The organism is Cupriavidus agavae (assembly GCF_004217045.1).
Lineage (GTDB): Bacteria > Pseudomonadota > Gammaproteobacteria > Burkholderiales > Burkholderiaceae > Cupriavidus > Cupriavidus agavae.
Genome location: NZ_SGXM01000001.1, coordinates 59,657 through 81,926, shown reverse-complemented (window position 1 = coordinate 81,926; position 22,270 = coordinate 59,657). Strand labels below are relative to the sequence as shown.

The 22,270-nt window shown below is 67.0% G+C and carries 20 protein-coding genes; 6 read left to right on the top strand and 14 right to left on the bottom strand.

Features of this window, described 5'->3' with window-relative positions; translation table 11 throughout:
• Positions 1-19: 19 nt before the first annotated feature.
• Both EV147_RS00365 and EV147_RS00360 read left to right on the top strand, forming a co-directional pair.
• A complete protein-coding gene (locus EV147_RS00365; protein ID WP_198680153.1) occupies positions 20-394 on the top strand; it encodes a hypothetical protein in 375 nt (124 codons plus the stop codon).
• Positions 395-416: 22 nt separating this feature from the next.
• Positions 417-620: a helix-turn-helix transcriptional regulator gene (locus EV147_RS00360; protein ID WP_130389160.1), complete on the top strand. Its 204-nt coding sequence runs from the start codon at positions 417-419 to the stop codon at positions 618-620.
• A gap of 120 nt (positions 621-740) precedes the next feature.
• Here the strand turns inward: EV147_RS00360 and EV147_RS00355 are convergent, their stop codons facing one another.
• From EV147_RS00355 to EV147_RS00320, 8 genes are all read right to left on the bottom strand, one after another.
• The gene (locus EV147_RS00355; RefSeq protein ID WP_130389159.1) at positions 741-1,220 is read right to left on the bottom strand and encodes a type II toxin-antitoxin system PemK/MazF family toxin; all 480 of its coding nucleotides are present in this window, start codon (positions 1,218-1,220) and stop codon (positions 741-743) included.
• Between the two features lie 322 nt (positions 1,221-1,542).
• Entirely contained in the window at positions 1,543-2,736 is a 1,194-nt protein-coding gene (locus tag EV147_RS00350) for a ribonucleotide-diphosphate reductase subunit beta (RefSeq protein ID WP_130389158.1), read from the bottom strand.
• A 140-nt stretch (positions 2,737-2,876) separates the two neighbouring features.
• Positions 2,877-5,813, bottom strand: coding sequence for a ribonucleoside-diphosphate reductase subunit alpha (locus EV147_RS00345; RefSeq protein ID WP_130389157.1), 2,937 nt, complete (start codon positions 5,811-5,813; stop codon positions 2,877-2,879).
• A 548-nt stretch (positions 5,814-6,361) separates the two neighbouring features.
• Positions 6,362-6,973 (bottom strand): 1,6-anhydro-N-acetylmuramyl-L-alanine amidase AmpD, encoded by a 612-nt coding sequence (gene ampD, locus EV147_RS00340; RefSeq protein WP_130389156.1) that lies wholly within the window; start codon positions 6,971-6,973, stop codon positions 6,362-6,364.
• A complete protein-coding gene (locus EV147_RS00335; RefSeq protein WP_130389155.1) occupies positions 6,966-8,636 on the bottom strand; it encodes a sigma-54-dependent transcriptional regulator in 1,671 nt (556 codons plus the stop codon). The genes ampD and EV147_RS00335 overlap by 8 nt, the downstream gene beginning before the upstream one ends.
• A gap of 21 nt (positions 8,637-8,657) precedes the next feature.
• Entirely contained in the window at positions 8,658-10,712 is a 2,055-nt protein-coding gene (locus tag EV147_RS00330; protein WP_198680152.1) for a PAS domain-containing sensor histidine kinase, read from the bottom strand.
• Positions 10,712-10,987 carry a PP0621 family protein gene (locus EV147_RS00325; RefSeq protein ID WP_130389153.1) on the bottom strand — a complete coding sequence of 92 codons (276 nt, stop codon included), beginning with the start codon at positions 10,985-10,987 and terminating at the stop codon, positions 10,712-10,714. The genes EV147_RS00330 and EV147_RS00325 overlap by 1 nt, the downstream gene beginning before the upstream one ends.
• Before the next feature lie 51 nt (positions 10,988-11,038).
• On the bottom strand, positions 11,039-11,974 hold the full coding sequence (locus EV147_RS00320) for a cytochrome C assembly family protein (RefSeq protein ID WP_130389152.1): 936 nt from the start codon (positions 11,972-11,974) through the stop codon (positions 11,039-11,041).
• Between the two features lie 139 nt (positions 11,975-12,113).
• On the opposite strand from EV147_RS00320, the gene ffh reads away from it, so the two are divergent.
• Positions 12,114-13,505 carry a signal recognition particle protein gene (gene ffh / locus EV147_RS00315; RefSeq protein WP_130389151.1) on the top strand — a complete coding sequence of 464 codons (1,392 nt, stop codon included), beginning with the start codon at positions 12,114-12,116 and terminating at the stop codon, positions 13,503-13,505.
• 44 nt (positions 13,506-13,549) lie between these two features.
• Positions 13,550-14,092, top strand: coding sequence for a hypoxanthine-guanine phosphoribosyltransferase (locus EV147_RS00310; RefSeq protein ID WP_130389150.1), 543 nt, complete (start codon positions 13,550-13,552; stop codon positions 14,090-14,092).
• A gap of 21 nt (positions 14,093-14,113) precedes the next feature.
• On the opposite strand, the gene EV147_RS00305 is transcribed toward EV147_RS00310, so the two are convergent.
• The 4 genes from EV147_RS00305 to EV147_RS00290 all read right to left on the bottom strand — a co-directional run bounded on the left by EV147_RS00305 (position 14,114) and on the right by EV147_RS00290 (position 18,345).
• A complete protein-coding gene (locus tag EV147_RS00305) occupies positions 14,114-14,752 on the bottom strand; it encodes a LysE family translocator (RefSeq protein WP_130389149.1) in 639 nt (212 codons plus the stop codon).
• A 224-nt stretch (positions 14,753-14,976) separates the two neighbouring features.
• Positions 14,977-15,873 (bottom strand): prolyl hydroxylase family protein, encoded by an 897-nt coding sequence (locus tag EV147_RS00300; protein WP_130389148.1) that lies wholly within the window; start codon positions 15,871-15,873, stop codon positions 14,977-14,979.
• Positions 15,870-16,607: a lytic transglycosylase domain-containing protein gene (locus EV147_RS00295; protein WP_130389147.1), complete on the bottom strand. Its 738-nt coding sequence runs from the start codon at positions 16,605-16,607 to the stop codon at positions 15,870-15,872. Before EV147_RS00295 ends, EV147_RS00300 begins: the two co-directional genes overlap by 4 nt.
• A gap of 16 nt (positions 16,608-16,623) precedes the next feature.
• Positions 16,624-18,345, bottom strand: a complete 1,722-nt coding sequence (locus EV147_RS00290) for a proline--tRNA ligase (protein ID WP_130389146.1) — start codon at positions 18,343-18,345, stop codon at positions 16,624-16,626.
• Between the two features lie 194 nt (positions 18,346-18,539).
• On the opposite strand from EV147_RS00290, the gene EV147_RS00285 reads away from it, so the two are divergent.
• Both EV147_RS00285 and EV147_RS00280 read left to right on the top strand, forming a co-directional pair.
• A complete protein-coding gene (locus tag EV147_RS00285; protein WP_130389145.1) occupies positions 18,540-19,244 on the top strand; it encodes an RNA pyrophosphohydrolase in 705 nt (234 codons plus the stop codon).
• The gene (locus EV147_RS00280) at positions 19,237-19,824 is read left to right on the top strand and encodes a CNP1-like family protein (protein WP_130389144.1); all 588 of its coding nucleotides are present in this window, start codon (positions 19,237-19,239) and stop codon (positions 19,822-19,824) included. The genes EV147_RS00285 and EV147_RS00280 overlap by 8 nt, the downstream gene beginning before the upstream one ends.
• Before the next feature lie 92 nt (positions 19,825-19,916).
• Here EV147_RS00280 and proB read toward each other — a convergent pair whose 3' ends face one another.
• Both proB and obgE read right to left on the bottom strand, forming a co-directional pair.
• Positions 19,917-21,035 carry a glutamate 5-kinase gene (gene proB / locus EV147_RS00275; protein ID WP_130389143.1) on the bottom strand — a complete coding sequence of 373 codons (1,119 nt, stop codon included), beginning with the start codon at positions 21,033-21,035 and terminating at the stop codon, positions 19,917-19,919.
• A 55-nt stretch (positions 21,036-21,090) separates the two neighbouring features.
• The gene (gene obgE / locus EV147_RS00270; protein WP_130389142.1) at positions 21,091-22,188 is read right to left on the bottom strand and encodes a GTPase ObgE; all 1,098 of its coding nucleotides are present in this window, start codon (positions 22,186-22,188) and stop codon (positions 21,091-21,093) included.
• Positions 22,189-22,270 lie beyond the last annotated feature (82 nt).

Below are 22,270 nucleotides of genomic sequence, written 5' to 3'. Positions count from 1 at the left end.
TTCTGCGAGGCAAGGCATCATGAATCGTTACCGTTGGGAAATGGCCGCGGCACTGCTCGGCTACATCGCACTGCTGGCGCTGTCGATCACGGCGCTGAACCTGCGCTGGGTGGACAGCGAGCCGGCGCGGATTGCGGTGGCGCTGTGCCCGATGCTGGCCGGCGGCGTGATCTGCTGGGTGGTCGTACGCCAGCTGCGCCGCGTCGACGAGTTGGTCCGCAAGGTCCAGTTCGAAGCGCTGGCCGTGGCGTTTGCAGGCACCGCGCTACTCACGTTCAGCTACGGCTTCCTGGAAGGCGTGGGCTTTCCGAAATTGTCGCTGTTCGTGGTCTGGCCGGTCATGGCCACGCTGTGGATCCTTGCGGGCATCCTCTGCGCGCGCCGCTATCGCTGAACTCGTTGAACTCGCCGACACGATGAAGAACCGGATGCGGGAACTGCGCACCGCGCGGGGCATGTCCCAGAGCGACCTCGCCGACGCCCTCTCGGTCTCGCGCCAGACCGTCAACGCGATCGAGAACGACCGCTACGACCCCAGCCTGCCCCTGGCGTTCACCATCGCCCGGGTGTTCGGGCTCAGGATCGAGGAGATATTTGATGATGGGCAGGGAGTGGGCTGACGCCCGATCTCCTGAAGCAAAAATAGCAAAAGCCCAGCGGTTCAGGCTGGGCTTTTGAATTTCCCTCAATGGGGAGGGTACTACCGAAACTGCGGGTCGCCTCAAGGGCGTGTGGGGCGATTATGCTGGCATCAGGCCGCCAGTGTCAACGCCGCCCGGGATGCCGGCTGCGTCCGGGGGCAGCAGCGAGCGGGCGTTGATGCCGGCGATCACCCCCTTCTGAATTTCCGCCACAAGCCACCACGGCAGGATGTCGGTAACGTACCCTCGCGCGCCCGTTACGCTTCTCAGCCGTTTCTTGCTCACTTGCTGCACGTGGTCGCAAAGAGCCCACCTGTCGCGCTTGTCGTAGAAGCTGGTTTGCGTGACATAGGCCGGATCAATCAGGACGTGCAGTCCGCGCTGCACCTTGCTCAGGTCGAGACTGGAAGACACCGGAACGACTAGTGCCCCGTGGGCCAGTTTGAAGTTCAGGATGACAGCGAGACGGTTCTTCACCATTTCGGGCGCGATATGACCATCGCGGTCGTCTATCCGCTGTCGGAACGCATCGTAGCTGTAGTCCCCAAAATCACATTCCATCAGCTGCCCTACTTTCATCGTGGTCAGTCCTCCAGTGGTGGGAGGGCCATCGTAGACAGGCGAGCCGCAAGACGGTGTGAGCCGATTCTCAAAGCGAGCGCTAATTGGCGACGGTCAAAACCAACTCAGAGAACGGTGCGCTTCGAAGCGAGGTGCTCTGACCCCACCCTTCGACGGGTGATGCTAAAGAGAGGCCAGGACTTTCCAGGAATACGGCGCCCCCCAAAAGAAAAACAGCCACCGGGCTTTCACCCGGTGGCCGTTCCTCACCCGTCCTGGCTGCTGGACTTATTCCTGCGTTTGGTACCGCTGCAGCCGACCCTTCAATCGATCACGCCGATCAATCCCACGACAGCGCGCCGCCGGTCTGGTACTCGATCACGCGGGTTTCGAAGAAGTTGCGTTCCTTCTTCAGGTCGATCATCTCGCTCATCCACGGGAACGGGTTTTCCTCGTTCGGGAAGAGTTGGTCCAGGCCGATCTGCTGGCAGCGGCGGTTGCAGATGAAGCGCAGGTAGCCCTTGAACATCGGTGCGTTCAGGCCCAGCACGCCGCGCGGCATGGTGTCCTCGGCGTAGCGGTATTCCAGGTCCACGGCCTTCTTGAACAGCTCGGTGATCTCGGCCTTGAACTCGGGCGTCCACAGGTGCGGGTTTTCGAGCTTGATCTGGTTGATCAGGTCGATACCGAAATTGCAGTGCAGCGACTCGTCGCGCAGGATGTACTGGTACTGCTCGGCGGCACCGGTCATCTTGTTCTGGCGGCCCATCGCCAGGATCTGCGTGAAGCCCACGTAGAAGAACAGCCCTTCCATGATGCAGGCGAAGACGATCAGGCTCTTCAGCAGCTTCTGGTCGTTCTCGGGCGTGCCGGTCTTGAACGACGGGTCCGTCAGCGTGTCGATGAACGGGATCAGGAACTCGTCCTTGTCGCGGATCGACTTCACCTCGTGGTACGCGTTGAAGATCTCGGCCTCGTCCAGGCCCAGCGACTCCACGATGTACTGGTAGGCGTGCGTGTGGATGGCTTCCTCGAACGCCTGGCGCAGCAGGTACTGGCGGCATTCCGGCGCCGTGATCTGGCGGTAGGTGCCCAGCACGATGTTGTTGGCGGCCAGCGAATCGGCCGTCACGAAGAAGCCGAGGTTGCGGCTGATGATGCGGCGCTCGTCCTCGGTCAGCCCGTTCGGGTCCTTCCACAGGGCGATGTCGCGCGACATGTTGATTTCCTGCGGCATCCAGTGGTTGGCGCAGCCGGCCAGGTACTTTTCCCACGCCCACTTGTACTTGAACGGCACCAGCTGGTTCACGTCGGTGGCGCCGTTGATCACGCGCTTGTCGGCGGCGCTCACGCGGCGCGAGCTTTGGGCGGCGGCGGCGTTCGGGTTGTTGCCCAGGATGCCGGCCGGCGCCGTGGCGGCCGGCGGCAGGACGCCATGCTGGTCGACGGCGGCCGATGCGGCGGATGCAGGTTGCAGGGCAGGCTGCGGTGCGGCCTGCGGGGTGGCTTGAACGTCGTCGTCCCAGCTCAGCATGGTGGTTCTCCGGAAATTCGCGTGTTAGGGGCGGCTGGTGGCCAGCATTGCGCATCGGTCATTGACACGCCGGCCCTCTCCCCCGGCCCCTCTCCCGCATGCGGGTGAGGGGAGAAAACCGAGGGGGGTGGTTCAGTCTGTTACTGGCAGGCTTCGCACTCGTCGAAGCCGGGGTCGCCCGGGCGCATCGTGCAGACCGCGCCTTCGGCTTCCGGCATGGCCGGGGCCGATGCCGCGGCGGCGGCCATGGCCGAGCCGGCGTCCGAGCCCGACGACACCGCGTTCAGCGAGCCGCGCGACACGGTGGACTTCTCCACGTGCGTGGCCGCCATCGTGCGCAGGTAGTACGTGGTCTTCAGGCCGCGCAGCCAGGCCAGCTTGTAGGTGTCGTCCAGCTTCTTGCCCGATGCGCCGGCCATGTAGATGTTCAGCGACTGGGCCTGGTCGATCCACTTCTGGCGGCGGCTGGCCGCTTCCACGAGCCAGGTCGGTTCCACTTCGAACGCGGTGGCGTAGATGTCGCGCAGGTCCTGCGGAATGCGGTCGATGCGGGCCAGCGAGCCGTCGAAGTACTTCAGGTCGGCAACCATCACCTCGTCCCACAGGCCGCGCGACTTCAGGTCACGCACGAGATAGTCGTTGACCACCGTGAATTCGCCCGACAGGTTGGACTTCACGTACAGGTTCTGGAACGTCGGCTCGATGCACGCAGACACGCCGATGATGTTCGAGATCGTCGCGGTCGGGGCGATGGCGATGCAGTTCGAATTGCGCATGCCGTGCTGCTTGATGCGGGCACGCAGCGAATCCCAGTCCATCGTGGTCGACAGGTCCACGTCCAGGTAGCCGCCGCGCTCTTCGGCCAGCAGCTTCAGCGAATCCTGCGGCAGGATGCCTCGGTCCCACAGCGAACCCTCATAAGTGCTGTATCGGCCACGTTCCTCGGCCAGTTCGGTCGAGGCGTGGTAGGCGTAGTAGCAGACCGCCTCCATCGACGTATCGGCGAACTTCACGGCGGCGTCGCTCGAATATGGCGTACGCAGCACGTGCAGGCAGTCCTGGAAGCCCATGATGCCCATGCCCACCGGGCGGTGGCGCAGGTTCGAATTGCGCGCCTTGTCCACCGCGTAGTAGTTGATGTCGATCACGTTGTCGAGCATGCGCATCGCCGTACGGATCGTCTTCTGCAGCTTGGCGTGGTCCAGCACGTACGAGCCGTCGGCCTGCTGCGCCAGGTGGGCCACCAGGTTCACCGAACCCAGGTTGCACACGGCGATTTCGCTGTCGTTCGTGTTCAGCGTGATTTCCGTGCACAGGTTGGAGCTGTGCACCACGCCCACGTGCTGCTGCGGGCTGCGGATGTTGCACGGATCCTTGAACGTGATCCACGGATGGCCGGTCTCGAACAGCATGCCCAGCATCTTGCGCCAGAGCTGCATGGCCGGGATCTTCTTGAACAGCTTCAGCTCGCCGCTGGCCGCCTTGGCCTCGTAGGCCGTGTAGGCCTGCTCGAACGCCTTGCCCACCTTGTCGTGCAGGTCCGGGCAGGTCGACGGCGAGAACAGCGTCCACTCGCCGTTTTCCATCACGCGCTTCATGAACAGGTCCGGAATCCAGTTGGCCGTGTTCATGTCGTGCGTGCGGCGGCGATCGTCGCCGGTGTTCTTGCGCAGCTCCAGGAATTCCTCGATGTCCAGGTGCCACGTCTCCAGGTACGCGCAGACCGCGCCCTTGCGCTTGCCGCCCTGGTTCACGGCCACGGCCGTGTCGTTGACCACCTTCAGGAACGGCACCACGCCCTGGCTCTTGCCGTTGGTGCCCTTGATATGCGAGCCCAGCGCGCGCACGTTGGTCCAGTCGTTGCCCAGGCCGCCGGCGAACTTCGACAGCAGCGCGTTTTCCTTCAGGGCTTCGTAGATGCCTTCCAGGTCGTCCGACACCGTGGTCAGGTAGCACGACGACAGCTGCGAGCGGCGCGTGCCCGAGTTGAACAGCGTGGGCGTGGACGACATGAAGTCGAACGACGACAGCAGCTGGTAGAACTCGATGGCGCGGGCTTCGCGGTCCTTCTCTTCGAGCGCCAGGCCCATGGCCACGCGCATGAAGAACGCCTGCGGCATTTCGATGCGCTGTTCCTCGATGTGCAGGAAGTAGCGGTCGTACAGCGTCTGCAGGCCCAGGTAGTTGAACTGGAAGTCGCGCGAGGCGTCCAGCGCGGCGCCCAGGCGGGCCAGGTCATACGTGGCCAGCTTTTCGTCGAGCAGCTCGGCCTCGATGCCGCGGGCGATGAACTTCGGGAAGTACTCGGCGTACTTCGTCGACATTTCGGCCTGGGTGACTTCGGCGCCCAGGATTTCCTTGCGGATCGTGTGCAGCAGGATACGGGCGGTCACCTGGCTGTAGGCCGGGTCCTTCTCGATCAGGGTACGGGCGGCCAGGATGGCCGAGTCGTAGACCTGCGTCATCGGCACGCCGTCGTACAGGTTCTTGAGCGTCTCCTTGAGGATCGGCTCGGCGCTCACGGCATCGCCGAGACCGCTGCAGGCGTTGTCGATCAGCGCGTGCAGCGCCACCAGGTCCAGCGGCTGGGTCACGCCGTTGTCGGTCACGTTGACCGACACGCCGCTCTCCTGCACGCGGGCCACCGCCTGGGCGTTGGCCTGGGCGCGTTCCTGCGTCCGCTTCTCGCGGTACAGCACGTAGGCGCGGGCCACCTCATGTTCGCCCGAGCGCATCAGCGCCAGTTCCACGTGATCCTGCACGTCCTCGATATGGAACGTACCGCCATTCGGACGGCTGCGCACCAGCGCACGCACCACGCCCTGCGTCATCTGCTCGACGATCTCGCGCACACGCGCGGACGCCGCACCCTGGCCACCATTCACGGCCAGGAACGCCTTGGTCATGGCCACGGCGATCTTGTTCGGCTCGAACGACACCACGGCGCCGTTGCGGCGGATCAGCTTGTAGTCCTGATACGACACGCCTGCTGCGGCGGGGCTTTGCTGCGCATTGCCGGCGACGGCGCCAGCCAGGCCGGCGGCGGTGGTTTGTTGTTCGTTTTGGGCCGTTTGCATGAGGTAACTCCTGTTTTAACCCGTGTGTTTTTTGAGTACTGATAAGAAGACGACAAAGTCCCTAGCAAAATGTGCTTCAGAAGACGCTCGATGCCGATCCAGCCGGCTGAGAACCAAACTGCACTGCAAACACTTTGCTAGGGACTTTCTGGCACTGCCCCGGCCCCCTCACCCCTGTGCCGCCTGCGCCGCAGCCTTGCTGCAACGCCCACGCCACATCGGGGCCGGCTCCCCGGTAGCACCACTAGATGTAGTGGTGCCGTTTCAAAACTGGGCTAAGTATAGTGAACTGAAAGGGAATGAACAGACTTGACAGACACGTCCGAAGGGTCGAATCAGGGCCGTGCGGCAGCGCCACATTCCCGCAAAGCGCGCTGCCGCAAGGCTTCGCGGGAGCCGGTTCGGTATCGCACAAAATCCAGAAATTTTTTTAATGACCATGGATCACCGATAGGTGACCCAGGATGGGGAAGTCCGGCACGAAGGCGGGGGCGCGATTGTACCCAAAATGCGCCAGATTGGAGCGGGACGACTCGGCCAGGGGCCGGTCAGCCCTCCCGCCGATAGGGCAGCAACCCGGCCGGCAGCCCCGCCAGCGCGACAAACCGCGGCCAGTCGAAGTGTGGGCCCGGATCGGTCTTGCGGCCCGGGGCGATGTCGCTGTGGCCCGCCACGCCCTGGATCGGGTAGGCGGCGCGCAGTGCGGTCACCAGCGCAGCCGCCGTGGTGTATTGGGCCGGGGTGAACGGCTGGTCATCGGCGCCTTCGATCTCGATGCCGATCGAGAAGTCGTTGCAGCGCTGCCGGCCGCAGTATTCAGACTGCCCGGCATGCCACGCGCGTTGCGTGCACGCCACGAACTGCACCAGTTCCCCCTCGCGCGTGATCAGGAAATGGGCCGAGACACGGACCTCGCGGATCGTTTCGAAAAACGGATGCCGCGATACATCGAGCCGGTTCTGGAAGAACGCCTCGATGTCGCCGGTGCCGAACTGGCCCGGCGGCAGGCTGATGTTGTGGATCACCACCACATCCAGCGGCATGCCGTCCGGGCGCGCGTCGAAGTTGGGCGATGGCACGCGCCGCGCCGCCGGCACCCAGCCAGCGGCGTCGGGCAGGAAGTCCGGCAGGAGGCTGGCGGCGACCGGCACGTCAGCCATCGCGGCCCTCGCCTTCGGCCAGTGATTCGCCGTCCTCGCTGCCGTCGGCGCCATCGCGGCCGTCGCGGCCTTCGCGTTCGTCACGGATTTCAAGCTGCTGGATGCGATAGCGCAGTTGCCGGAAGTTCAGGCCCAGCAACGGCGCGGCGGCGGTACGGTTGAAGCCGGTCTGGCGCAGCGCGCGCAGGATCAGTTCGCGCTCCACGGCTTCGAGCCGTGCCTGGAGATCGATCGGGAACGGCACCCCGGCCAGTGCATCGGCCAGCGGATCGGTCTCGGGCGCCGCCTCGGCCTGTACGGGCGAGGCCGGCTCGGCCGGGAGTTCCGGCGCGGCGGGCGGCATGGCCGGCGCGGGAGACCAGCCGGCCGTCGAGCCCCAGGCCTGGTAGGCCGGCGGCGCGGCCGGCACCGGCGCCGGGCGCGGCTGCAGCAGGCTGGCGCGCTCCATGCCGGCTTCGAGCGGTCCGAGATCGGCCACCTCGATGGCCTCGGTTTCGGCAAAGGCGTAGGCGCGCTCAAGCAGGTTCTCAAGCTCGCGCACGTTGCCGGGGAACGGGTAGGCCGCCAGCCGCTCCAGCGCCGCGCGCGACAGCCGCTTCGGATGGGCGTCGCCATAGCGCGCGGCCAGGTGTTCGAGAATGGCGCGCGCCAGCACCGGCACGTCTTCCACGCGCTCGCGCAGCGTCGGCATGCGCAGTTCCAGCACGTTGAGCCGGTAATACAGATCCTGGCGGAACGTGCCGGCCGCCACCATCGCGGCCAGGTCCTTGTGGCTCGCGCACATCACGCGCACGTCCACCGTGTCTTCCTTGCTGGCGCCGATCTTGCGCACGCGGCGCTCCTGCAGCGCGCGCAGCAGCTTGACCTGCATCGCCAGCGGCAGGTCGGCCACCTCGTCGAGCATCAGCGTGCCGCCATGCGCGGCCTGGAAGAACCCGCCCCGCTCGGCGTCGGCGCCGGTGAAGGCGCCCTTCACATGGCCGAAGAACTCGGATTCCATCAGCGTTTCGGGAATCGCGCCGCAGTTCACGGCCACGAACGGATGCGCCGAACGCGCGCTGATGGCGTGGATGGCCCGCGCCGCGCGCTCCTTGCCGCTGCCGGACTCGCCGCTGATCACCACCGGCGCCATGCTGCGCGCCAGCCGCGCCAGCGAGCGCCGCACCTCGTGGATGGCCGGCGACATACCCGGCAGCAGCCCGGCGGCCCGGTCGCCCAGATCGGCCAGTTCGGCGCTCTCGGCCCCCTCGGCAGACGTCCCGCCATCGGCCGGCGCGCGCGCATGGCGGCCCAGCGCGTTCAGGATCAGCGTGCGCAGTTGTTCCAGCGAAACCGGCTTGGCGATGTAGTCGAAGGCGCCCGCCTTGAGCGCATCCACGGCGTTGTCCGCGCTGCCGTAGGCCGTGATCACGGCCACCGGCGTGCGCTCGGGCGAGGCCGACAACTGGCGCACGATTTCGATGCCGAGGCCGTCCCCCAGCCGCATGTCGGTCAGCACCAGGCTGTAGCGCCGCTCGGCCAGCCGCACGCGTGCCTCGGCCAGCGAGCCGGCCATCACCACGTCGTGCCCCATGCGGCGCAGGGAAATATCGAGCAGCTCGCGCAGGTCGGCCTCGTCGTCGATGACGAGGATCGGATCGGGAGCGGACGGTCTGGCGGGCATGATGGGCGGGGGTCGGTGTCGTTATGTCGGTGTGGACGAAGCGGCGGCCACCATCTCGGGGGTCTCGATCCGCATCGTCAGCACGAAAGCTTTGGCCGGAAGTGTATCGCGAGCCCCGCCCGCCAGCATGCCGGTGCGTTCCAGCAACGCCTCCAGCGCCACGCTGCCGTAGCGCACCTGGGCATCGTTGGCGCCGCACAGCTCGCGCGCCATGAACAGGCCCAGCCCGGTGCCCTGCGGATTGCTCGTGAAGAACGGCTCGAACAGGCTGCGCTGCTGCTCGCGCGTGACTTCGGCGCCGTCGTTCCAGACGATCAGTTCGGCATGGTGCTGGTCCAGCGCGTGCGCCAGCAGCCGGATCGAGCCCGGCAGCCGGCTGCAGTAGCGCCAGGCATTGTCGAGCAGGTTGCCGAGCACCTGCTGCAGGTGCGCGGTATCGAAGATCACGGGCCGCTGCAGGTCCACGGTCACGCGGATGGCGTTGGGATTGACCTCGGCCCGCGCCCCGGCCCGCGAGCGCATCTCGGCCCGCCAGCGGTCCACGATCTCGGGCAGCGCCTGCGCGAGGTTGGCCGAACTATGGCCGGTCTTGGGCCGGCGCGAGAGCTGCAGCACGTCGGAGATCACCTGATCGAGCCGCCGCACGTTGTCGCTGATGATGCGCAGCAGGCGGGCATCGATGTTGCCGCCCTCCCCGCCCTGCCCGCCCGGGCCGCCCGGGCCGTTGCCCGAATCGGCCAGCAGTTCGTTGGCCTGGCTGATCGCCGCCAGCGGGTTGCGGATCTGGTGCGCCACGCTGGCCACCAGCCGGCCCATCGCGGCGAGTTTTTCCTGCTGCACCTGCTCGGCAATCCGCTCCCAGCTTTCGATGTGGACCAGTACGGTGTCACGCATCTCCGAGCGCAGCAGCGTCTCGTCGGCCGGGCTCCAGGCCATGGCCTCGTCCTGCGCGATGGCCAGCCGCAGCCGCGCCGCGCCCTCGGGCGACAGGTCGTTCCAGCCCACGGTGTCGAGCCCCGACGGCGTGGTGGCCGCCCCCGCCAGCGTCGAGCGCAGCCCGGCCAGCCCCGGCAGCACGAAGCGCAGCCGCAGCCGGGTATGCAGCATCGGGCTGCGCGCCGAGCTCGGGCGCGACGGCAGCGGCAGCAGTTGCAGAATGCGCGGCACGTCGTCCTTGCGGGCGATCCAGTCGCGCAGCATTTCCATCAGCGGCTGCAGCCGTGCGATGCGGCGCAGGTCGAACAGCGCATTGTCGCGCTCCCCGGCCCGCACCTGCCCCTCGCGGATCCGCTCGTGCGGCTGCACCCCCAGCAGCACGAACGCCGCCGGATTGGCCGCCACCACCACGCCGTTGGCGCGCACCAGCATCACGCCGTCCTGCATGTCGTTGACCATCAGCCGGTTCACCAGCTGCTGCAGCCGCAGTTCCTGCTCGCGCGCCAGCGCCAGTTGCTCCTGGGCGATCTGGCGGTTGGCCAGCATGTACATCAGCAGCGCGGCGATCATGAAGACCAGCCCGAACAGGCCCGAGCCGAGCAGGTTGGCATCGGCCTGGCGCGCCAGCAGCGTCTGCAGGAACGGGTTGACCATCACCAGCATCGCCGACACCGCCGCCGCCGACAGCGCGAACAGCAGGCTGGTCAGCGCGCCGGCTTCCAGGGCGGGCAGCAGGAAGATCATCGCCAGCCCCTCGCCATGGCTGCCGCTGCGGCCCAGCACCGTGTAGACGGCCGCCAGCAAGACCAGGTCGACGATGATCTGGGCACGCACGCGCACATGGAAATGGCGCCGCCACAGCGATCCCAGCAATGCCACCACGCCGATGCAGAGATACGGCACCACCACGGGGATGGCCGCGGCCGTGCGGGCGCTGGTGGCCATCGACACCGCCATGTCGGCCGTGCCGCGTTCCAGCGGCAGCCAGGCGTAGCCGAACAGCAGCAGCGCCACGGCCACGCGGGTCCAGCAGAAATAGCGCAGCAGGCGCCAGTGGAATTCAGGCGGCTCGGGCTGGCGCCAGAGATCGACCAGCACACGCCAGCCGTTCAGCGACGACCACCCCGAGGCGCGCGGCATCAGGCGCCGCCTTCGGCCGAGGTGTCAGGAAGATGGCTGCGGCGGCAGTAGTGCAGGCCGCGCCAGGCAATGGCATCGGTGCGCGGCAGGTGCACGCCGCACTGCGCGCATTGCACCATCGGCTCGATGGCGCCATCGCCGGGGGTGCCGGACGCCTGCGGCGCGGCCTCGCGCTGCTGCCGCGCCGCGTCGGCCTGGTCGCGCGCACTGGCACGCGCGCGCAGCCACCAGATGATGCCCAGCACGACAGCCAGCAGTAGGAAGATTCTTGCCATGGATCGGGAGAGACGGGAGGGGAGTACGGGGGCGCGGGGGGCGAGGGGCGCTCAGGCCAGCCGGTGCAGCACCACCTCGATCACGAAACGGCTGCCCACGTAGGCCAGCAGCAGGATGCCAAACGAGGCGATGACCCAGCGCAGCGCCGTGCGGCCGCGCCAGCCCCGGAACATGCGCCCGACCAGGATGCCGCCGAACATCATCCACGAGAGGATGGCGAACACGGTCTTGTGGTCCACGCGGACCGCCCGGGCGAACAACTGTTCCGAGAACAGGAAGCCCGACACGATCGTCAGCGTCAGCAGCACGAAGCCCGCGCCGATCAGCCGGAACAGCAGTTTTTCGAGCGTCAGCAGCGGCGGCAGCAGGTCGAGCCAGCGGCCCAGCCACTGGCCCTGCGCGCCATCGCTGCCCGCCGGCCGGTTGAAGCCGTGCAGCCGGCGCTCGGCCAGCAGCATCAGGAAGGCATGGAACGCCGCCAGCGTGAACAGCCCGTAGGCCACGTTGGCGATCACGAAATGGAGCTTGAACAGTGGCCGCGCCGCGTAACCCAGGATCTGCGTGCCCGGAAACGCCAGCGGGATCAGGCTCGCCAGCATGGCCACCGGGAACACGATCAGCCCGAGCCCGGCCAGCGAGAAGAAGAAACTTTCGATCCAGTAGATGCCCACGCCCAGCCACAGCATGGCCGACAGCGCGAACGCGAAGCCGAACACCATGCGGTCTGCCGGGAAGATCGTCTCGTGCAGCAGCATGCCGTGGCTGACCAGCGCCACCATGACCAGCCCGTGCCACCAGGCCGGCTGGCCGTCGGCGCGCGCCCCGGCCGGAGCCGGCATCAGCACGGCGGCGCCAACGCCCTGGCGTCCCGGATGGCCCAGCGCCGCCCCGCCGGCAGCCGCCAGCTGCGGGTTGCGCGTCGCCCAGCCGTGCAAGGCCAGGGCGCAGTAGAGAAGTGCCGTCAAGGCATACAGTACAATGGCCATTTGCGCAGTTTACCCTAGTGCTTACGCGGGCGGTTCGCGGGTGATCCGGACGATGGATCGCCGCCACAAACCCGCGGAATCCCTGCGAAGACGTGCTGCGCCCCCGCACACAAGCCGAACTCCTCCCCACTTTCCTGCCATGCTGGATAACCTCACTCAACGCCTGGCGCGGGTCGTCAAGACCATGCGCGGCGAGGCCCGACTGACCGAGGCCAACACCGCCGAGATGCTGCGCGAAGTGCGCCTTGCCATGCTCGAAGCCGACGTGGCGCTGCCCGTCGTGCGCGACTTCGTGGCCCGCGTCAAGGAAAAGGCCCTCGGCGAGGATGTCGTCACGAGCCTGACCCCGGGCCAGGCCCTGGTAGGCGTGGTGCAGCGCGAGCTGACCGCCGTGATCGGCGGCGACGAATCGCTGGCCGACCCCAAATCCAACGAGCTGAACCTCAACGTCCAGCCGCCCGCCGTGATCCTGATGGCCGGCCTGCAGGGCGCCGGCAAGACCACCACCTCGGGCAAGCTGGCCAAGTGGCTCAAGGAAAACCGCAAGAAGAAGGTGCTGACGGTGTCGTGCGACGTGTACCGTCCCGCCGCCATCGCCCAGCTCAAGACCGTCTCCGAGCAGGTGGGTGCCGATTTCTTCCCGTCGCAGCCCGACCAGAAGCCGGTCGACATCGCCCGCGCGGCGCTCGACTGGGCGCGCAAGCACTACCACGACGTGCTGATCGTCGATACGGCCGGCCGGCTCGGTATCGACGAGGCGATGATGCAGGAGATCGCCGCGCTGCACGCCGAGCTGAAGCCCGCCGAGACGCTGTTCGTGGTCGATGCGATGCTCGGCCAGGACGCCGTGAACACCGCCAAGGCGTTCAATGACGCGCTGCCGCTGACCGGCGTGGTGCTGACCAAGCTCGACGGCGACGCCCGGGGCGGCGCCGCGTTGTCGGTACGTCACATTACCGGCCGGCCGATCAAGTTCGTGGGCGTGGGCGAGAAGCTCGACGGCCTCGAGGCGTTCCACGCCGACCGCATGGCCCAGCGGATCCTGGGCATGGGCGACATCCTCGCGCTGGTCGAGGAAGCCCAGCGCGGCGTGGACATGGAAGCGGCCGAAAAGCTGGCCAAGAAGATCAAGAAGACGGGCGGCTTCGACCTGGAAGACTTCAAGGCGCAGATCGGCCAGATGAAGAAGATGGGCGGCCTGGGCAGCCTGGTGGACAAGCTGCCGGCGCAGTTCGCCCAGCAGGCGCAGGGCGCCAACATGGATCAGGCCGAGAAGCAGGTTGGCCGCATGGAAGGCATCATCAACAGCATGACGCCGGCCGAGCGCGCCAAGCCCGAGCTGATCAAGGCCAGCCGCAAGCGCCGCATCGCGGCCGGCGCCGGCGTGCCGGTGCAGGAGGTCAACCGCCTGCTGAACCAGTTCGACCAGATGCAGGGCATGATGAAAAAGCTCAAGGGCGGCGGCATGATGAAGATGATGCGCCAGATGGGCGGGATGAAGGGCGGCATGAAGGGCCTGTTCAACCGCTGAGCGGCGGGCCCCTGCGCAACATGATCGATAACAGGACAGACAACATGATGACCGCCGAACAGGCCCGCGAACTCTGGGCCGGCTCCGAGGAGATCGTCAGCGCCGCCGAGGTGCAGGAATCGCTGGACCGCATGGCCGGCGAGATCACGGAGAAGATGGGAGACGCGTTCCCGCTGGTGCTGTCCGTGATGGGCGGCGCCGTGGTGTTCACCGGCATGCTGCTGCCCAAGCTGCAGTTTCCGCTGGAATTCGACTACATCCACCTCTCGCGCTACAACAACAAGACCGTGGGCGGCGAGATGCAGTGGCGCGTGGCGCCGCGCGAATCGGTCAAGGACCGCGTGGTGCTGGTGCTCGACGACATCCTCGACGAGGGCGAGACCATGGCGGCCATCCGCCAGCGCATCATGGACATGGGCGCGAAGGAGTTCCACGCCGCCGTGCTCTGCGAGAAGACGCTGACCAAGCTCAAGCCGATGCACCCCGACTTCTGCGGCTTCAAGGTGCCGGACCGCTACGTCTTTGGCTGCGGCATGGACGTCAAGGGCTACTGGCGCAACCTCGGCGCCATCCGCGCGCTGGTCTGAGCCGGTTTCATCCGCCCGGCGTCACGCCCCGTGCGGGTGGGCGCCGAGGATCGGATACAGCGAGGCGAGCAGCAGCAGCGCCATCGTCACATTGAACACGCGCAGCACGCGCGGATTCGCCAGCCACTTGCGCAGCGCCGCGCCGAACACCGCCCAGGTGGTGATGCTCGGCAGGTTCACCACGCCACACAGTGCCGCCATCAGCGCGGCATTGACCCACAGGTTCGGATGCAGCACATAGGCGCTGCACGCCCCCACCGCCATCACCCACGCCTTCGGGTTGACCCACTGGAACGCCGCCGCGCGCAGGAAGCTCATCGGCCGCTTGACGTCGCGGTCCTGCAGCCCGCCGGCCGTGGCCAGCTTCCACGCCAGCCAGACCAGGTAGACCGTGGCCGCCACGCGCAGCACGCTCCATGTCCACGGCACGGCCGTGAACACCGAACCCAGCCCCAGCCCCACCACCACCATCATGACCACCATGCCGATGCAGATGCCGAACAGGTGCGGCACCGTCCGGCGCAGCCCGAAGTTCACGCCCGAGGTCAGCAGCATCGTGTTGTTGGGGCCCGGTGTAATCGACGAAACGAGGACGAAGGCGGCGTAGGCAACCAGTGCGCCAGTGCTGGCGGCCAGTTCGGGAGGAAGGGTCAGAGCCATGACGGCGCTCCTGTGATTCAAGGTAGGCGCTCAGTCTAGGCACGCTCGACAGTACAGTACCGATACAGTTGGCTAGAAATGTGCCGGTACGGGTATGGCGTCGCCGGCAGCATGGCGGGTTGTGCCCCGCTGCCGCCCCAAGGCAACGCCAGAATGAGACGTTTGAGCAAGAAACCACCCTGTTTCTGGCTCAAACGTCTCACGGCTCGCTTAATTCCTGCGCTTCACCCCTTGCTCCGGTAGGGCAACTCGCGCAGCCACTTGGTGGCTATCCACTTCTCGCCCGATTCCACCGGCAACCCCGCGTGCAGCGTGCGGTCGTCCAGCCCGCCGTCAGGCAGCTTGTAGCTGAAGAACACCGCGTTGCCCTTGACCGGCGCCACTTCGAGGCCGAGCTTGGGAAACGCCGTGGCACCGCCGGCCGGCGGGCTGTTCAGGTAGATCACCAGCGTGGCGATGCGCTGGCCGCCCACGCGCAACTGGCGCGCTTCGCCGGGGCGCTGCGGATTGAAGAAATCGAAATGCGGCTGGTACTCGCCGCCCGGCTTGTAGTTCAGGATCTGCAAACCCTCGCCGTGGTCGGCGGGCAGGCCGGTCACGGCGGCGATGCGGGCCTCGATGCGCTCGATCAGCGCATGCTCGCCCACCTGGAACATCGCGCCCATGCTGGTGCGGGCGTCGATCAGGTTCTCGGCGCCGGTGTCCGGATTGACCACCGGCGAGCGGTGCAGGCGGTCTCGCGCGAGCGAGATCAGCGCGTCGCACTCGGTACCGTCGAGCAGGTTCTGCAGCAGCAGCACGCGCGGCGCCTCCAGGGCGAACAGGATCGGAATCTCGCGCCCTTCGTGGCGGAACACGTTGCTGCCGGCCACCGGCGAGGTAGCCGCCTGCAGCACGGGCTGCCGCGCCGGCGCGGGCGCCGCTGCCGGCGGCTGGCGGACCGGCGCCCTGTGGCCCAGCGCCCCATTCACGGTATCGCGCGCGAACGTGGCGTCGTAGCCGGAGCGCAGCATCGACAGCACCAGCGATTCCGCGTCGAAGCCCTGTTCGATATGCCGCGCCAGCCACTGTTCAAGCTCGGGCGACGAGGCGGCGTAGCCGGCGCGGGTGTCACGCGTCATGACGGGTTCGACAGTCGTTGCGGGGAGAAGGGATTGCGCTCGGGCGGCTCCGGCGGCAGCGAGCGGCGCGACGGCGCCGTGGCCACGGGCGCCGCGCCGTCAGGATCGCCGGCAATCGTCACCGTGGCCTCGGAATACTGCCAGCGCTTCCAGGCGCCGAGCACGGCGTTGGGATACTCGGGCCGCCCCCGGCTGCCGTTGTAGCGGCCCAGCGCCAGGAACAGGTCGCCATTCTCCCGGTCGAGATAATGGCGCAGGATGGTGCAGCCGTAGCGCAGGTTGCTCTGCAGGTGGAACAGCTTGCGCGTGTCGCCATCGCCGATGGTGCGCACCCAGAACGGCATCACCTGCATCAGCCCGCGCGCATCGGCCGAGCTGATCGCATATTTACGAAATCCGCTCTCCACCTGCACCAGGCCCAGCACCAGCGACGGTTCCAGCCCGGCCCGCTTGGCCTCGTAGTAGACCGTTTCGATCAGTTCGACGCGCGTCTGCGGGTTCGGCATCTTCGCTTCGAGCCGGCGCGACATCTCGCCGAGCCACTTCAGGTAGCCAAGCTTCTCGCTCCCCGAAACGAACGTGGGACGCACCGGCCGGTTGTCGGCGATGGCCGCCGCCAGCGCGCCGCGCACGGAATCGGCCAGCGCCTCCTCCTTCTGCGCGCCCGCGTGGGCGGGCCCGGCCGCGACGCCAATCAGCGCGGCGGCCAGCGTCGGCAGGATAAGTCGGCGCATGGCGATGCGGGGCCGGTCAGTTGGCCAGCAGGTTGCGCACATGCGCCACCACGTCGGCCACGGCCACGGGCGACGCCTGCGCGTCGCGGCGGCCCTGGTACTCGACGTTGCCTTCCTTGAGGCCACGGTCGCCCACTACCACGCGGTGCGGCACGCCGATCAGCTCCCAGTCGGCAAACATCACGCCGGGGCGCTCGCCACGGTCGTCGAGGATCACGTCGACGCCGGCAGCCAGCAGTTCGGCGTGGATGCGGTCCGCCTCGGCCTTCACGGCCTCGTTGCGGTCGTAGCCCACCGGGCACACCACCACCGCGAACGGGGCAATGGCGGCCGGCCAGATGATGCCGCGCTCGTCGTAGTTCTGCTCGATCGCCGCGCCCAGGATACGGGTCACGCCAATGCCATAGCAGCCCATCTGCATCGGCTGGGTCTTGCCGTTCTCGTCGAGGTACGTGGCGCGCATCGATTCCGAATAGCGCGTGCCGAGCATGAACACGTGGCCCACCTCGATGCCGCGGCAGATCTCCAGCGTGCCCTGGCCGTCCGGCGAGGCATCGCCGGCCACCACGTTGCGCAGGTCGGCCACCACCGGCTCGGGCAGGTCGCGGCCCCAGTTCACGCCGGTGTAGTGGTAGTCGGCTTCGTTGGCGCCGCAGCAGAAATCGGCCATGTTGGCCACGGTGCGGTCTGCCACCACCCTGACCGGCTGCTTCGTGCCAATCGGCCCAAGGTAGCCCGGCGGCGAGCCGAAGGCGGCAACGATCTCGCTTTCCGTGGCGAATCGGAATTCAGCCAATCCTTCCACTTTAGACGCCTTGACCTCGTTCAGCTCATGGTCGCCGCGGATCAGCAGCAGCCAGATCTGCACGCCGGCGTCGCCCTCGGTGGCCAGCACGATCGACTTGACCGTGCGTGCCAGCGGCATGTTCAGGAATTCGGCCACGTGCTCGCACTTGGCCTTGCCAGGCGTGGCGGTCCTGGCCAGCGCCTCGGCCGGGGCGGCGCGCTCCGCCTGCAGCGGCAGCGCCTCGGCGGCCTCCATGTTGGCGGCGTACTCCGAGGTCGGGCAGTAGACGATCGCGTCTTCGCCAGTGTCTGCAATGACATGGAATTCGTGCGAGCCCGAGCCGCCGATGGCGCCGTTATCGGCCGCCACGGCACGGAACTCCAGCCCGAAGCGCCCGAAGATGCGCTGGTAGGCGGCGTACATGTTCTGGTACGACACCTTGAGGCCCTCGACGTCACGGTCGAACGAATAGGCGTCCTTCATCGTGAATTCGCGGCCGCGCATGATGCCGAAGCGCGGACGGCGCTCGTCGCGGAACTTGGTCTGGATCTGGTAGAAATTGACCGGCAGCTGCTTGTAGCTGCGGATATCGCTGCGGGCGATGTCGGTCACCACCTCCTCGGAAGTGGGCTGGACGGCGAAATCGCGCTCGTGGCGATCCTTCAGGCGCAGCAGTTCCGGGCCCATCTTGTCCCAGCGGCCGGTTTCCTGCCAGAGTTCGGCCGGCTGGATGACCGGCATCGACAGCTCCACGGCGCCGGCGCGGTTCATTTCCTCGCGCACGATGTTCTCCACCTTGCGGATCACCCGCAACCCCACCGGCATGTAGCTGTAGATGCCGGCGCCGAGCTTCTTGATCATGCCGGCGCGCATCATGAGCTTGTGCGACACGATTTCCGCGTCGGCGGGTGCTTCCTTGAGGGTGGAAATGAAGAATTGCGAGGCTTTCATCCGTTGCTTTCTCGTAAGGCCGGGCACGGCGGGCCATTCCGGCCACGCCGCCCGCCCGGCTGACATGGGCGTCCATTGGAGGCCGCGCGCCTGAAACTGCCCATTTGCTCGGGAAAACCAGCATCCCCGCTGACGGGCCGACTTGCGCGCATCCTTTATAATCGACGTAATTCTAAAGGATTCGAGGTGCAGTCATGCTCGATCGTGAAGGCTTTCGCCCGAACGTCGGCATCATCCTCATCAACGCACGTAACGAGGTCTTCTGGGGCAAGCGCATCGGCGAACACTCCTGGCAGTTTCCGCAAGGTGGCATCAAGTACGGCGAAACGCCTGAACAGGCCATGTACCGCGAACTGCAGGAAGAAGTCGGGCTGCTGCCGGAGCACGTCAGGATCGTCGGTCGCACGCGCGACTGGCTGCGTTATGAGGTGCCGGACAAGTTCATCCGCCGCGAAATCCGCGGCCATTACAGGGGCCAGAAACAGATCTGGTTTTTGCTGCGCATGGTATGCCGCGATTGCGACATCCACCTGCGTGCCTCAGACCATCCGGAGTTCGACGCCTGGCGCTGGAGCCAGTATTGGGTGCCGCTCGACGCGGTGATCGAGTTCAAGCGCGATGTCTACCAGATGGCGCTGACCGAGCTGTCGCGCTTCCTGCATCGCGCCCGGGTGCCGCTGAGCCCGTACGGGCATCACCATGGCAGCCACGGCCGCCATGGCGAAGGCGCGCGCCCGGCCCGGCCGCAGGTCAGCGAACCGGCGGTGCTGGCGGAGGCGCCCGGATCGGCTACCATGCACGCGGCGGCCGTGGCCCCGGCCACCGCCACGGCGCAAGCGCCCGCCGAACCAGTATCGCCGGCCAGCCCGGCAACCACTTCACGGAGTTCCGATGACTAGTTTCAGCGGCCGGGGCGTTCGCGCCGGCCTGTTGTGCCTGACCGCCTGCCTCGCGCTGGCGGGTTGCAAGACCACCGGCAAGGGCATGCCCGAAGACGAGGAAAAAGCCAGCAGCGGCTTTGTGAATCCGTTCGAGGACAAGCCGTTCAAGGAACAGCAGGCCGCGCTGCCCGCCCTGCCCCAGGATGCCGACCTGATTCCCTTCTCGGTCAACGACTCCGCGGACAACTTCCGCTTCGCCGTGGACCCGAAGTCCATCTCGGTCGGCGATGACAACGTGGTGCGCTACACCGTGGTCATCACCAGCTCGGGCGGCGGCCGCAACGTCAGCTACGAAGGCTTGCGTTGCGATGCCTTCGAGCGTCGCATCTACGCCACGCTACCCAAGGGTGCCCCTGCCTGGATTCCGAACCAGGGCGAAGAGCGCGACCTGTGGATCCGCATGCAGACCCGCTCGCGCAATGCCTACGCGGCCACGCTGGCGCGCGATTACTTCTGCGATGGCCGTGCCGTGGCCGGCAAGCCGGAGCGCCTGATCCGCGACCTGAAGGCCTACGCGCCGCGCCAGGCCGGCCCCTGATAGCCGTCCGGCCTTGCCCGGTAGAAAGCAAAACGGCGAGCCCGCCTGGCTCGCCGTTTTGCTTGGCTCGTTCCCTTCCCGCCTGGCCGATCTCAGACCAGTACGAGATTGTCGCGGTGAATCAGTTCGGGCTCGTTCAGGTGCCCGAGCACCGCTTCGATCTCCGACGAGGGCTTGCGCGCGATCAGGCGTGCCTCGGCGCTCGAATAGTTCGTGATGCCGCGCGCCACCTCGTGGCCCTCGGTGTCGATGCACGCGATGACCTCGCCACGCGCGAATTCGCCCTGGACTTCGGTCACGCCGATCGGCAGCAGCGACTTGCCGCCGCCGGTCAGCTTTTCCACGGCGCCGGCGTCGATCAGCACGCGGCCGCGCAGTTGCAGGTGGTCGGCCATCCATTGCTTGCGGGCCGTCAGCCGGCCGGTCGGCGCCAGCAGCTGGGTGCCGATGGCCTCGCCCGTCGCCAGGCGGCCCAGCACATCGGTCTCGCGGCCCGAGGCGATCGTCGTATGGGCACCCGACTTCGCGGCGCGCTTGGCGGCCAGTATCTTGGTCAGCATGCCGCCGCGCCCGATCGACGATCCGGCGCCACCCGCCATGGCCTCGAGTTCCAGCGTGCCGGCCAGCGCCTCGTCGACGAAGCGGGCGTCCGGATGCTTGCGGGGATCGGCGGTGTAGAGGCCGCGCTGGTCGGTCAGGATCACCAGCGCATCGCCTTCGATCAGGTTCGTGACCAGCGCGCCGAGCGTGTCGTTGTCGCCGAACTTGATTTCGTCGGTGACCACGGTGTCGTTCTCGTTGATGATCGGCACCACGCCCAGCCCCAGCAGCGTCAGCAGCGTGGAACGGGCGTTCAGGTAGCGCTCGCGGTCGGCCAGGTCGGCGTGGGTCAGCAGCACCTGCGCGGTGCGGATGCCGTAGCGCCCGAACTGGCTCTCGTAGACCTGCGCCAGCCCCATCTGCCCGACGGCGGCGGCGGCCTGCAACTCGTGGATTTCCTTCGGGCGCCGCGCCCAGCCGAGCCGCTGCATGCCCTCGGCAATGGCGCCCGAGCTGACCAGCACCACCTCCTTGCCCATGCCGCGCAGCTTGGCGATCTGTGCCGCCCAGCGCGCGATGGCATCGTGATCCAGCCCCTTGCCGTCGTTGGTAACCAGGCTCGAACCCACTTTGACGACGATACGTTTTGCCTGGGCGATGACCGATTGCATGGCGGGAACTGTCTCCGGGGTTCGTTGGTGCTTGTCAGGGTGGATGGACGCCGGTTCAGCCTTCGGAACCGTCCCGGTCGACGTTGTGCAGGCGATCGTCCAGGCGGATATCGGGCTCGGCCAGCGCGGCGGCCTCTTCGGCCTTCAGCGCCACAAGGTGGTCCTTGATCGCATAGATCAGCTCGCGGCAGCCCTCGCCGGTCAGCGCCGAGATATGGAACACCGGCCCCTTCCACTTGTAGCGCTTGATGAAATCCTTGATGCGGGCGGCGCGCTCGCCTTCCGGCACCATGTCGAGCTTGTTCAGCACCAGCCAGCGCGGCTTCTCGTACAGCGTTTCGTCGTACTTCTTCAGTTCGTTGACGATGGCCTTCGCTTCCGCCACCGGGTCCACCGACTCGTCGAACGGCGCCAGATCCACAATGTGCAGCAAAAGACCCGTCCGCTGCAAGTGGCGCAGGAACTGGTGGCCCAGGCCGGCGCCCTCGGCGGCACCTTCGATCAGCCCCGGGATATCGGCCACGACGAACGACTGCTCATGGTCCACGCGGACCACGCCCAGGTTCGGATGCAGCGTCGTGAACGGATAGTCGGCCACCTTCGGGCGGGCGTTCGAGATATGCGAGATGAAGGTGGACTTGCCCGCGTTGGGCATGCCCAGCAGGCCCACGTCGGCCAGCACCTTCAGTTCGAGCTTGAGCATGCGGCGCTCGCCCGGCTTGCCGTCCACCTGCTGGCGCGGCGCGCGGTTGGTACTCGACTTGAAGTGGAGGTTGCCCCAGCCGCCGATGCCGCCCTCGGCCAGGCACACGATCTGGCCATGCTCGGTCAGGTCGGCCACCACGTCGCCGGTATCCATGTCGACGATCTGCGTGCCCACCGGCATGCGCAGTGTGATGTCCTCGCCGGCTGCGCCATAGCAGTCCGCGCCACGGCCGTTCTCGCCGTTCTTCGCCACGTGCTTCTTGGCGTAGCGGAAATCGATCAGGGTGTTGATATTGCGGTCGGCCTGGGCGAACACGCTGCCGCCCCGGCCCCCGTCGCCGCCATCGGGGCCGCCGAACGGCACGAACTTTTCGCGCCGCATCGAGGCGCTACCGTTACCGCCATTGCCGGCGATCGCTTCGATGCGGGCTTCATCAATGAACTTCATGTTGGGTTCTTCCGAGGAGGATCCGGCCGGGCATGGTGCCGACCGAAAACGCTACCAGAGCGAGGCGCACTACGCCAGATTC